Source organism: Halomonas sp. A3H3 (assembly GCF_000982975.1).
GTDB classification, from domain to species: Bacteria; Pseudomonadota; Gammaproteobacteria; order Pseudomonadales; family Halomonadaceae; genus Vreelandella; species Vreelandella titanicae.
Window position 1 is genome coordinate 2,789,175 of the sequence record NZ_HG423343.1, and the last position, 12,807, is coordinate 2,801,981.

Annotated in this window: 11 protein-coding genes; 5 read left to right on the forward strand and 6 right to left on the reverse strand. The window is 53.8% G+C overall.

The window, feature by feature from the left end; all coding sequences use genetic code 11:
* A partial coding sequence (locus tag HALA3H3_RS12350; RefSeq protein ID WP_144410455.1) for a UxaA family hydrolase occupies window positions 1-776 on the reverse strand: 776 nt, incomplete at its 3' end.
* Between the two features lie 550 nt (window positions 777-1,326).
* Here HALA3H3_RS12350 and HALA3H3_RS12355 point away from each other — a divergent pair.
* The 4 genes from HALA3H3_RS12355 to HALA3H3_RS12370 all read left to right on the forward strand — a co-directional run bounded on the left by HALA3H3_RS12355 (window position 1,327) and on the right by HALA3H3_RS12370 (window position 5,570).
* The gene (locus HALA3H3_RS12355; protein WP_022521924.1) at window positions 1,327-2,460 is read left to right on the forward strand and encodes an iron-containing alcohol dehydrogenase; all 1,134 of its coding nucleotides are present in this window, start codon (window positions 1,327-1,329) and stop codon (window positions 2,458-2,460) included.
* 189 nt (window positions 2,461-2,649) lie between these two features.
* On the forward strand, window positions 2,650-3,576 hold the full coding sequence (locus tag HALA3H3_RS12360; protein ID WP_238326084.1) for a tripartite tricarboxylate transporter substrate binding protein: 927 nt from the start codon (window positions 2,650-2,652) through the stop codon (window positions 3,574-3,576).
* Between the two features lie 9 nt (window positions 3,577-3,585).
* Entirely contained in the window at window positions 3,586-4,080 is a 495-nt protein-coding gene (locus tag HALA3H3_RS12365) for a tripartite tricarboxylate transporter TctB family protein (protein ID WP_022521926.1), read from the forward strand.
* Window positions 4,068-5,570, forward strand: a complete 1,503-nt coding sequence (locus tag HALA3H3_RS12370) for a tripartite tricarboxylate transporter permease (protein WP_009287504.1) — start codon at window positions 4,068-4,070, stop codon at window positions 5,568-5,570. Before HALA3H3_RS12365 ends, HALA3H3_RS12370 begins: the two co-directional genes overlap by 13 nt.
* A gap of 375 nt (window positions 5,571-5,945) precedes the next feature.
* Here HALA3H3_RS12370 and HALA3H3_RS12375 read toward each other — a convergent pair whose 3' ends face one another.
* From HALA3H3_RS12375 to HALA3H3_RS12395, 5 genes are all read right to left on the reverse strand, one after another.
* Entirely contained in the window at window positions 5,946-7,520 is a 1,575-nt protein-coding gene (locus tag HALA3H3_RS12375) for an aldehyde dehydrogenase (NADP(+)) (protein WP_022521927.1), read from the reverse strand.
* A gap of 30 nt (window positions 7,521-7,550) precedes the next feature.
* Window positions 7,551-8,537, reverse strand: a complete 987-nt coding sequence (gene araD1, locus HALA3H3_RS12380) for an AraD1 family protein (RefSeq protein WP_022521928.1) — start codon at window positions 8,535-8,537, stop codon at window positions 7,551-7,553.
* A gap of 42 nt (window positions 8,538-8,579) precedes the next feature.
* Window positions 8,580-9,881, reverse strand: a complete 1,302-nt coding sequence (locus HALA3H3_RS12385; protein ID WP_009287507.1) for a TRAP transporter large permease — start codon at window positions 9,879-9,881, stop codon at window positions 8,580-8,582.
* On the reverse strand, window positions 9,881-10,492 hold the full coding sequence (locus HALA3H3_RS12390; protein ID WP_009287508.1) for a TRAP transporter small permease subunit: 612 nt from the start codon (window positions 10,490-10,492) through the stop codon (window positions 9,881-9,883). The genes HALA3H3_RS12385 and HALA3H3_RS12390 overlap by 1 nt, the downstream gene beginning before the upstream one ends.
* 97 nt (window positions 10,493-10,589) lie before the next feature.
* On the reverse strand, window positions 10,590-11,609 hold the full coding sequence (locus tag HALA3H3_RS12395) for a TRAP transporter substrate-binding protein (protein ID WP_022521929.1): 1,020 nt from the start codon (window positions 11,607-11,609) through the stop codon (window positions 10,590-10,592).
* Between the two features lie 238 nt (window positions 11,610-11,847).
* Between HALA3H3_RS12395 and HALA3H3_RS12400 the strand changes: the two genes are divergently transcribed.
* A partial coding sequence (locus HALA3H3_RS12400) for a dihydroxy-acid dehydratase (RefSeq protein WP_199105073.1) occupies window positions 11,848-12,807 on the forward strand: 960 nt, incomplete at its 3' end.

Consider the following 12,807-nt stretch of genomic DNA (forward strand, 5'->3'; position numbering starts at 1 on the left):
TGTTGTTGGCCGTGTTGGGTGGCCATTTGCATGATGTGATCACAGGCCGTTTTGATACTAGTGCGTGTCCCACCCGCGTCTTGAATATTAAAGTAAGCTAGCCGCGAGGCATCTTCCAACCCCTTTCTTTTGACTAATGTTTTGACCTGGTTGGTCTCACAACCCAGGCCAATGATGAGTACAAAAGCAAAGTTGGGGTGCTGGGCATACCCTGCGATAACACGCTCAAGAAAGGCAAAACCTTCTGAGTCAGTATTCATGGCGCAACCAGAACCATGGGTAATGGCCACTACACCATCGAACCCCATTTGGCTTAATTCCCCAGACTGATTGAGCGCGTCCGCAGCGGCTTTAGCCACCGTGGCAGAACAGTTCACGGTAGAGAGAATACCAATATAGTTACGCGTTCCCACGCTACCATCAGCCCGTTGGTAGCCTTGAAACGTCCGTGAATGGCTAACGGTGACGGTTTTTTGATGGGGCTGAAAATCTTCCAATGAAGAACTAAGTTCAATCATGGTGAGGTTGTGGGTGTGCACATGCTCACCAGGATTAATATCCCGTGCAGCCAGCCCAATCAGTTGGCCATATTTAAAAACGGCCTCACCATTTTTGATAGGCGTGAGCGCAACTTTATGCCCCGCATCAATATTTTCTTGAGCAAGCGTGCCCTTTTTATCAATGGGTATATCTTTTGGAACTGCTTTTGAGGCAACGCCTACGTTATCCCGCGGATTGAGATGAATAATAACTGACGGGGAATTAATGAGATTCATCGTTTACCTCAAGCTGATTATTGGGCTTTTGTTGCAAGGGTCAGGCGCAAGCTTAAAAGCGATCATTGTGGGTGCACTCTAGCAAGCCGGCCGCGTACGTCGATTAGACTATTGTTCTATATAATGTTCATTGAGCGCAATGGTCATCTAGTCTAGATTGCTTTCATACACGCGGCGCACAAAGCTAATTGCCGATTGCGGCTCAGTTGGAAGGCCAGCTCACGATTACGCCGCAGATGGATGATGTGATTTGGATACGGCGCGGCCATCCATCGCTTCTTACGGCCTGTGTGTTACCAAGATCTCCCCATGGCCTTGCTGCCGGAGGCGCTGAAGGAGAGCAATCCCCTGAAGGTAATCCGCTTGGTGGATGGGCAGCGTGAACATGCCCATATTTGAGCCGCCGTTCACAGTTTTGCTAGGCGTTTTTTGTAAAGGCCTTGGCAGCTGCAAAATACATTACTAGACTGTTATCACGCAGTCATACTGTATGACACCTTGAGTGAAGAGATTGCTGGGTTCACGAGCAAAACAATAATGAGAAATGACAATGCCCCACATAATCAATTATTTAACAAAAATTCAGTTCGGTGAAAGCGCTATTGCTGAATTAGCCAATGAGCTGCAATTGCTGAAGATAAAACGACCGTTGTTTGTGACTGATAAGGGGCTCAGTGCTACCCCTCTTATCACACACGTTATTGAGTCTGCTCAGCTTGATGATGGCGCATGTGTTTTCGATGATACGCCGTCCAACCCTACGGAAGTAGCGGTAGAGCAAGCGCTTACTTACCTGCGTGAAAGCAAATGTGACGGCATTATTGCCGTTGGCGGTGGTTCCAGCATTGATTTAGCTAAAGCGGTCGCCTTACTTTTTAATCATCCTGGGCCGTTACGCCAATACGCTGCGATTGAAGGCGGCGTAACAAAAATTAAAGCCGATGTGCTGCCATTAATAGCAATACCGACAACGGCAGGAACCGGTAGTGAGGTGGGAAGAGCCTCATTGATTACCATGAAAGACAACCGCAAACTTGGCTTTCTCTCTCCTTACCTGATTCCTTCGGTCGCTATTTGTGACCCTCGTTTGACGCTAGGTCTACCACCTTTTTTGACCGCCGCCACGGGTATGGATGCGATTGCTCACTGCGTTGAAACCTTTTTAAGCCCCAAAGTGAATCCTCCGGCTGAAGCGATTGCTTTAGATGGGCTGACGCGCGCTAGCAAATATCTAGTAGAGGCAGTTGAAAACGGCGAAAACTTAACGGCTAGAAATGAAATGATGATGGCGGCCCTTGAAGGCGCCATGGCTTTTCAGAAGGGGCTGGGAGCGGTGCACTCCTTATCCCATGCATTAGGCGGCCTGCACGAGTTAAAACTTCATCACGGTACGCTCAATGCTGTGTTGATGCCGACTGTGCTTAGATTTAACCAGCCCGGCTGTGAGGAAAAATATGCTTGCCTCAAAGACGCGATGGGTCTCAATCCTAACGACGATTTAGCTGAAGCATTTGAAAAGCTCAATGTGAAATTGGGGATGCCTGCTAGCTTGAGCGAAATGGGCGTCATGGAAGAGCACTTGGATCAACTGGCTCAGTGGGCATTGGAAGATCATTCTACGGCGACCAATCCGCGCGCGCCCTCTAAGGAAGACTTTTATGACATGCTCAAAGAGGCTTTCTGATAAATAGAGTTCTGTCCACTTAATAGTCCGTGAAGGAGGTCTTTGACAAGAAAAACGTAAAGTAATAAAGCATGCAGTTCCAAAAATGATAATTAATTGTAAGCAATACATTACTAAAGGAAAATGAATATGATAATTACAAACCATTCCCTTAAAACTATTTTTGCTTCAAGTATAGCCGCAGCTGTTATGACAGCGTCTGGCTCTGCCCTTGCGGATTACCCCGAACGCCCCCTTACGTTGATTGTGCCTTGGGCTGCTGGTGGTGGCACTGATGCGACGGCGCGAACTATCGCCCGTGCTCTGGAAGAAGAGCTGGGGCAGAACGTCAATGTTGTCAACCGAACAGGGGGCAGTGGCGTTGTTGGTCATACCGCCATGATTAATGCCGAGCCGGATGGTTATACGATTGGCTTGGCTACTGGCGAAGTTAACATGATGCATTGGTTGGGTTTAACGAACCTTACGTATGAAGATTTTACGCCTATTGCTCAAATCAACTACGACTTTCCAGGCATACAGGTAGCAGCTGACTCCCCTTATGAAAGCCTTGAAGAGCTCCTTGAAGCGATACGCTCTGAACCTAAAGGCACGTTTACTGCTTCGGGTACTGGCCAAGGCGGTGTGTGGCATTTAGCCTTTGCTGGCTTTTTGATGGATCAAGGTATTCCCGCCGACCAAGTGATTTGGATTCCTAGTGAAGGAGCAGCACCAGCGATGACTGAGCTGGTGTCTGGGGGGATTGATATCGTACCAAGCTCGGTGCCTGAAGCCCGCTCAATGATCGAGGCCGGTCGCGTTAAGAGCTTTGCGGTAATGTCTCCAGAGCGTATACCCAGCTTCCCTGATGTGCCCACTACTAATGAGTTAATCGGTAGTAGCTATCAAGTGGGCGAGTGGCGTGGAATTGCAGGGCCTAAAGGCATGGATCCAGAAGTAGTAGCAACACTTGAATCAGCACTAGAGGCTGCTTACAACAGTGATACTTATCAAGGGTTTATGAGTCAGCAAGGGTTTGGTACCGAGTGGCGTAACGCGGAAGAGTTTGGCCAACTCATGGAAGATATGGATAGCGTATTCGGTGAAATTGTTGAACAAGTTGGCTTAGCTAACTGAGGAATGACAATGCGGGATTTTTTCGCCGGAATAGCGTTCGTTATTGCTGGGATTGTTACGATCATTACTGCCCAGCAGTTTCCTACTCTACCAAGCCTGCAGTATGGGCCTTCGCTTTTCCCCTCCCTCATAGGGGGGGGATTTTGCCTCGGCGGGGCTGTACTTGCCTTGAATGCATTATGGCTTAGAAAAAAAGCTGTCGCGCAAGAAGCACACGGTAATCCATCCCTAGCTGGCTCACTGCCTGAGAAAAAGAATTGGGCAATGTTGTTGCCACCAATATCTATTGTCTTTTATATCCTGGCAAGCGACTACCTTGGTGCAATGTTGACGATAATGATCATTATGTTTTTGCTGATGTTATTAAGAAAAACATCACCCTACATAGCATTGGCAACGTCTCTAGCAGTGTCGTCAGCTATTTATTTTATCTTCTCGCGCTACTTGCTCGTTCCATTGCCGCAAGGTCTTCTATTAGGGGGTAGCCTGCCATGGATATCTTAATGAATGGGGTTGGGCTGGTTTTAAATTTTGAAACCTTGCTGGTTATTTTAGCGGCGTCACTGTTTGGTATATTTGTAGGTGCAGTCCCCGGCCTTACTGCGACAATGGCAGTAGCACTATTAGTACCGTTGACTTTCTACATGGATACCATCCCGGCTATTGCTGCCATTGTAACGACATCGGCGATGGCGATCTTTGCGGGTGATATCCCGGGCACCTATCTAAATATACCGGGCACGCCTGCATCGGCTGCTTATGTAGGGGAGTCCTACGCATTAGCGAAAAAAGGCAGGGCAAGAGAGGCCTTAGGTATTAATTTAGTATGTTCTGTTTTTGGCGGTATTTTTGGCACCATCGTTTTAATTGTTGTGGCTCAATCCCTTGCTGAGGTAGCGCTGCAGTTCAGTGCATTTGAGTACTTTTGGCTTGCGGTGCTCGGGTTAAGCTGTTCAATTTTTATTTCAGTTGGTTCTAGAACAAAAGCATTCCTCTCACTTCTTTTTGGCATTCTGCTTTCAACCGTCGGGCTTGATATGATGAGTGGTGCTCCACGTTTTACATTTGGAGTGCCCGACCTTATGGCCGGTATTAACTTTATACCCGTTATGATTGGTATGTTTGCTCTAAATGAACTGATGAGCTATTACGCTTCAAAATCTGAGAAGAAAACAATCAGTATCGTCGATAACGATAGTGTCTTCCACAATGTACCTGGGCATATTAAACGTTACTGGCGTAACATGATACGTGGTAGCTCAATCGGCACGTTGATTGGTGCACTGCCGGGCGCGGGTGCAGATATTGCGGCCTGGATCTCGTATGGTGTGGGAAAGGGTAGGTCAAAAGAGAGTGCCAAATATGGCACCGGTAATATAGAAGGCATCATGGATGCAAGCTCCGCTAATAATTCCGGCATCAGTGGTGCATGGGTGCCCGCTTTAGTCTTTGGGATTCCTGGTGACTCTATTACGGCCATCGTCATTGGCGTTTTATACATGAAAGGGATGAATCCTGGGCCCACTATTTTTATGGATGGGAGTGGGTTGATCTATGCGCTGTTTATGGTGTTTATTTTAGCTAACTTGATGATGCTACCTATTGGCTATATGGCTATCCGACTTTCAAAGTTTTTCATCCTAACACCCAGCCGGGTACTCATGCCCATAATATTATGCTTTTGTATTGTAGGGGCTTTCGCTATCAATAATAGCGTTGTGGATATTTGGTTAATGCTTATTGTAGGGCTAGTGGCTTATGTATTGGCTGTGAATGACTTTCCAATGGCGCCAGCCATTCTTGGGTTAGTGTTGGGTTCCGTTGTTGAAAATAATTTCATGAGCGCAATGTTGCGTACCGGTGGTGACTTAACGAGCTTCTTTGCAAGACCAATCAGTGCGGGGCTTGGCATTGCGGTGATTCTACTATGGTGCTCACCGCTTTTGATTAAAGCTTATCGCTATCAGCAGCATAAATCAGGAAGTGTATATTAGGGCCTGTTGACGTTTCATCGCGAACCGCGTTGCCCCACAAAGCGCGTCAGACAAGGCGCAAAACGCTGGGAAGGGTGGTTCCCTTTTCAAGTTTTGCAACGCCGTATGGCGCGCTTTGTGGGGCAACCCGAAGGGCTGGGCCCGTTTTTATCCGCGGCGGCGTTAGTCGTCGTTCATTTGGAACCACCAAACGTCTCTCCTCCTGCCTTGCCGCGAATAAAAACGGGCTCCAGCGCGGCCGCGAGTGAAACGTCAACAGGCCCTAGTCTGTCAGTTACTATGAAATAAGCGCAGCGAGGCAAATATGGCCTCGCTGCGCTAGTTCGTAAGTCTGTTTTATAAGACTATCGTGAAGCCATCGCTGGCTTTATTACGTTATTCACGCTTGCCATCGACCAGGCGCGATACTCCTGCAGGATTGCCATCACGAATAGCGTCGGGCAGTAGCCCTTCCGGCAGCGCCTGATAGCACACTGGGCGCAGGAAGCGGAAAATCGCAGCGCTACCTACTGAGGTCGTGCGTGAATCCGAGGTGGCAGGATAAGGGCCGCCATGCACCATGGCGTGGCACACTTCTACACCCGTCGGCCAGCCGTTGGCCAGGATACGTCCGGCCTTGCGCTCCAGCGTCGGCAGCAGTTGCTTGGCAGTCGCCAAGTCACCGTCATCCATCTGCAGCGTAATGGTGAGCTGGCCTTCTAACTGAGCCGCAACGCGGGCCACTTCCTGGGTGTCAGCACAGGCGATCACCAATGAAGTCGAACCGAACACCTCTTCCTGTAACGCGGGGTCGCTCAGAAACGCCTCGGCTTGGGTAACGAACAGCCCGGCCTGGCAGGGGTGAGCTGTCTCACCTGCCTGGCCGCGTGCCACCTCGGTCACCTTGGCGTGGCTGGCGAGTCGGCCTACGCCCTGTTGGTAGGCATCATGGATACCCGGCGTCAGCATGGTCTGGGCAGCACTGCCCTTAACTGCTTCACCGGCCGCCGCAACAAAGGCGTCCAGTTCAGGGCCCTGAACCGCAATGACTAGCCCCGGGTTGGTGCAGAACTGCCCGGCACCCATGTTGAGTGAACCGACAAATCCCTCCGCAATCGCTTTACCGCGTGCCTTGAGGGCTTCCGGAAGTAGAAACACCGGGTTAATGGAGCTCATCTCGGCGTAAACCGGGATCGGCTGCGGCCGCGCCTGGGCGGTAGCCATGAGCGCCGTGCCGCCGTTACGTGAACCGGTAAAGCCTACTGCCTGGATGCGAGGGTCGGCAACCAGCGCCTGACCGATTTCGCGGCCCGAGCCAAACAGCAGCGAGAAAACGCCCTCAGGGAGTTCGCACTTGGCAACGGCGCGTTGAATGGCGCGACCTACCAGCTCAGAAGTGCCGGGGTGGGCAGAGTGGCCCTTGACCACTACCGGGCAGCCGGCGGCCAGTGCGGAGGCGGTATCGCCACCGGCAACGCTAAAGGCGAGCGGGAAGTTGCTGGCGCCAAACACTGCCACCGGGCCCAGGCCGATATGGCGCTGACGCAGGTCGGCGCGGGGCAGCGGCTGACGATCGGGCATGGCCGGATCGATACGTACATCCAGCCATTCACCTGCGCGCACTACCGAGGCGAACAGCCGCAACTGGCCACAGGTACGTCCACGTTCGCCCTCTAAACGCGGGCGGGGCAGGCCGGTTTCGGCCATGGCACGTTCGATCAGCTCATCGCCGATCCCTTCGATCTCGGCGGCAATGGCTTCAAGAAAGCTGGCCCGCGCCTCTAAGGAGGTCTCGCGATAGCTATCGAAAGCCGCCTCGGCTAATGCGCAGGCCTGTTCGACCTCGGTCTTGCTGCCGCCGGGGTAGGCGGGCGCCAGCGTTTCGCCGGTGGCGGGATTTACCGCATGAATGTCAGCCTGTTGGCCGCTAATGGCCTGCTGACCGATCAGTAGTTTACCTTCCAGAGTCATACTTCCTCCTGCTGGGGTGGTTAGAGTACGTTAAAGCGACTTTACGCTGATGGGCGGTGGGTCTGCTTCCACCCGTAGAGGGTTGCGCAGGGCGCGACCAAACTCCTTGATTTTGATCTCAAAGCGATCGCCCTCGCGCACCTTGATGCCGTCGGCGAAGCTCAGTGTCGCGGTACCGAAAAAGTGCACATGCACATCGCCGGGGCGGCGGAAGCCCGGGTATTTAAAGTGGTGATATTCCAGGTTGGCCAGGCTATGGGCCATGTTGGCCTCGCCGGTGAGAAAGGGCTTCTCCCACACTGTTTCACCACTGCGATGAATAGCGCTGGTGCCTTCCAGATGATCAGGTAGTTCGCCGATCAACAGTTCGGGACCAAAGCTGCAGGCGCGTAGCTTGGAGTGAGCTAACCACAAGTAGTTGAAGCGCTCGGTCACGTGATCAGAAAATTCGTTACCGAGGGCGTAGCCGACCCGCCAGGGCTGGCCGTCATCACCAATCACATAGAGGCCCGCCAACTCAGGCTCCTCGCCTGCATCTTCGGCGAAGGCGGGGGATGGAATCTCCGCTTCTGGCGCCACCACGCACTGGCCATCGCCCTTGTAGAACCACTCCGGCTGTGCACCTACCTGGCCTGCATCGGGTTTGCCGCCCTCCACGCCCAGCTTGAACATGCGCATGGAGTCGGTCATATCCTCCTCCGCGGCCTGGGCTTTGGCATGCATTGCCGAGCGGGTATCGGCACTTCCCAGGTGGGTAAGGCCGGTGCCGGTGACCAGGCAGTGGGCCGGGTCGGTATGGGTCAGCGGGGGTAGCAACTGTTTAGTGTCGACCAGCGCTTGATAATCCAGGCGTGTGTCGGTCAATGCTTCCGTCAGCATGTCGCTAAGTGGCTTGCCGGCGGCAATGGCCCGATTGGCCAGGGTGTAGGTGTCGCAGTCGAGCAGTCTGACCTGCTCTTCGCTTTCGACCAGGGCGGCGCGAACCTGGCCCTGGTGGTCACACTGAATCAGTCGCATGGCGGTCTCCTTATGCAGAGTCAGTCAATAGTGTAGCGGTCATCATAGTGGCCAAATGGCCAGTTGCGGCCACATCAATAGCGCCGCGAGTACGCACAGCTGAATGGCCATAAAGGGTAGTACGGACAGGTAAATATCCTTGAGGCTGATATCCGGCGGTGCCACGCTTTTAAGGTAGAAGGCGGCGGGCCCAAAGGGTGGCGACAGGAACGATACCTGCATATTCACGGCGAATAGAATGCCGAACCAGATCGGATCGAAACCGAGCTGAATAACGATGGGTAGAAAGATCGGCAGAGCCAGCATGGCGATCCCGATCCAGTCTAGGAATAGCCCCAGCACGAGCATAATCGCCATCATCACCAGAATGATCACAATGGGCGCTACATCGAGTCCCAGGATCAAGCTCGAAACAAAACGGTTGCCTCCCATTAAATTATAGACGCCCACCAGGGCGGCGGCGCCGATGCCGATCCAGATGATCATGCCGCAGGTATTCATGGTCTGCCCAAGGCTATGGTGCAGCATACCCGGGGTGAATTCGCCGCGAACAATAGTGGCGAGCAGTACACCGAAAACACCCATGGCCGCGGCTTCGGTGACCGAGGCGATACCACCGTAGATAGTGCCCAGCACTAAAAAAGCGATCAGCCCTGGTAACAGAATGGCCTTGACCGCGTCCAGCTTAGTGGCGAAAGGGTTATCCTGGGTATCTCTATCTAACGGCGGGCCCAGTGCGGGATTTCTCAGGCAGCGCACCAGCACATAGGCAATGTAGCAACCCATCAAAATCACCGCTGGCGTCACGGCTGCGGCGAACAGGTCAGCAATCGATACGCTGGCGATCAGACCGTAGATAATCAGCACGATTGAGGGCGGCATCATGGTGCCCAGGGCGCCCCCGGCACACACCACCCCAATAGAGAGGTGTTTGTCGTAGCCCAGGCGGAGCATTTGGGGCAGCGCCAGAATCCCAAGCAGCACGATCTCACCACCGATAATGCCCGAAAGAGCGGCCAGGAAGAACGCTACCACGATGGTCTGCACCGCCACGCCACCTGGCAGGCGACCGGCGAAGACGCGCATGGCGTTGAACAGGTCTTTGGCGATTCCGGAGCGATCCAGCAGTGATGCCATCAACACGAACATGGGCACCGCCACCAGCGAATACTCGGTGATAAACCCATAAACGCGGCTGGTGACCAGGGGCAGCGCCGCCTCGCCGAACCAGCCGAAGGTGAACGCCATCGCTACCAAGCCGGTGATAAACGCCAGCGGCAGACCGGTGACCAGTAGCGCGAAAATGGCCCCGACCATGAGGATCGTTGCGGTTGAAATATCCATCAGCGAGCCTCCTCGATGTTGGCAGCGGGTTTCGCTTTAATCGATTCCCACAGATGCAGGCAGGCCTGTAGCGTCATCAACACCAGAGCAAACAGAATCATGCCCTTGACCATAGCGGGAAAGGGCGGATTCCAAGAGGTGCCGGAGCGCTCCAGCGACCACTCACCGAGCGGGTTATGCGAAGCTCCCCAGAACATATGAAAGGCGGCATAGCTCATCGTCAGGCAGAAAATCAGAGTGAGCAGGTCGTTGAAACGATCCATCCAGCATTTCAACCTGGGCCCGGCGCTGTCGTAAAGCACCTTGACGCGGATATGGCTATTGCGCGCCATGGCCGCTGGGCCGCCCAGTACAAAGATAACGGCGATCAGAAACACGACGGTTTCGTGTACCCAGGAGGTGGGGTTGTTGAAACCGTAGCGCATAAAGACTTCGACGACGCTGATGCCCATCGCGACCAGCACGAGCCAGGAAACGGCACGGCCGCCCCGTGCAATTAAGCGGTCTAAAGCATTACGTTCGGGAGACACCTCCTCCACCGTTTCGAGGATCTCGGGGAGATCCTGGGTATTCGGCGAAGGAGTTTGATTGTCAGGCGTTTTTTGGGACATGGCGCGACTCTACGCGCAGCGCTCGGGGTGTTTGCCCGAGCGCTGCGTTGGTTAGATTAATGAGGCCGGTTGTGAGCAGAGAGTTGAGAGCACAGAGTTAGAGCAGATTGCGCGAGCGCAAAAAGGCGGTCGCCGAGTCATAAATCTTCTGAGTCATCTCATTTTCACCCGCCCACTCTTGCCACTCCTGCTCAGCCGCGGTGCGGAATTTCTGACGCTCTTCTTCGGGCAAGTTGAAGGGGTGAACGTCTGGGTCATCCTGAAGCCGCTGCAGGGTCTCAATATCCTGCTCCTTGAGGCGGGCAATCAGGTCGTAGGCCATGCCATCAAAGGCGGTATTGAGGGTCGTCTGTAGCTCCTCGGGCAAGCCATCCCAGATGTCTTTATTGATCGACACAGCGATCATGGGCATGGAGTGAAAGCCAGGGTAGAGCGGGTAGGGGGCGAAAGCGTGCAGACCCATGGCGTCGTTATTCGAGAGCACCGTGGAGTCTGCGGCGTCGATTACGCCTTTTTCCAGGCCGGTATACACCTCAGAGCCCGGCAGATTAACGGGTGTGGCGCCAATGCGCTCGAAGATGTTGTACACCATGCCTTGAGGGGCACGGATTTTTAGCCCTTCAAAGTCAGCGATGGATTCGATGGGCACCGTGGAGGGTACCGACTCCAACGGAAAGGTCGCTGCGCTGATCAAATGGGCGCCATAGGGTTCGACCAGTTCGTTGTAAAGCTCTTCACCGCCGCCGTATTTCATGTACTCCAGGAAATCGTAGGGGTTCTGCCAAGCACCAACAAGATTGCCGAGCATACCAAAAGCCGGATCCTGGCCAGAGAAGTAGCTGGGGTCGGTCATATGACCCTGCAGAATCCCTGAGCTAACGGCGGTCAATGTCTCAGTAGGGCCAACCACGGAATTAATCGGCATTACCTCGATTTCAACACGGCCATCGGTCATTGCCGTAATTCGCTCGGCCCACTCTTGTTTGATCTTAAAGCTGGGTTCGCCCGAGGTTTCTGACGCCTGAAATTTCCATTCGTACTCGGCTGCCTGGGCCGCAGAGAGGCCCAGCAGTAGCACGGAACCAGTGAGTAGCGAGCTGTATTTCGATTTGAGCATAGCACTATTCCTCAAGTTTTTTGTTGTGGAGAGCGTGGTGGTTAACGCTGTAATGCAACGGGCCAATGACCCACGTGGGAGGGTAATGTTGAACATTAAGAGCAATTGTTCAACATATACTTTTGTATGGTCGACTAGATTGACGGGGTAGTTTAGTGTCTTGCGCATTCGGCACCCACTCTCGACGCCAACTCTCAGGTCGTCAGCCGTCACCGAACTAAAACAAGGAGTTAACCTCATGGGCCAACGTCAACGTCCGCTGCGCAGTGCTGAATGGTTTGGCACGGCTGATAAGAACGGTTTTATGTACCGCAGTTGGATGAAAAACCAGGGCATTCCCGACCATGAGTTTCAGGGCAAACCGATCATCGGTATCTGCAACACCTGGTCGGAGCTCACACCTTGCAATGCGCACTTTCGTAAGTTGGCGGAGCACGTGAAGCAGGGCGTGCTGGAGGCGGGTGGCTACCCGGTGGAGTTTCCGGTGTTCTCCAACGGCGAATCCAACCTACGGCCTACCGCGATGTTTACCCGCAACCTGGCCAGCATGGACGTGGAGGAAGCGATTCGCGGTAATCCCATCGATGCGGTGGTGCTGCTGGTGGGCTGCGACAAAACCACCCCGGCGCTACTGATGGGTGCGGCAAGCTGCGACATTCCCACCATCGTGGTCACCGGCGGGCCAATGCTCAACGGCAAGCACAAAGGTAAGGATATTGGCTCCGGCACCGTGGTCTGGAAACTCTCTGAGCAGGTCAAGGCGGGTGAGATTTCACTCCACGACTTTATGGCCGCCGAAGCGGGCATGTCCCGTTCTGCGGGCACCTGCAACACCATGGGCACCGCCTCCACCATGGCCTGCATGGCGGAATCCCTGGGCACCTCGCTACCCCACAATGCGGCGATCCCTGCGGTAGACTCTCGCCGCTACGTGCTGGCACACCTTTCGGGTAACCGGATTGTCGAGATGGTCAACGAAGACCTGCGGCTCTCCAAGATCCTTACCAAGGAAGCTTTCGACAACGCCATCCGTACCAACGCCGCCATTGGCGGCTCCACCAATGCGGTGATTCACCTCAAGGCGATTGCCGGACGGATTGGTGTGGATCTGACCCTGGACGACTGGAGCCGAGTGGGGCGCGGCACGCCCACGGTGGTCGATCTACAGCCCTCGGGGCGGTTCTTGATGGAGGAGTTC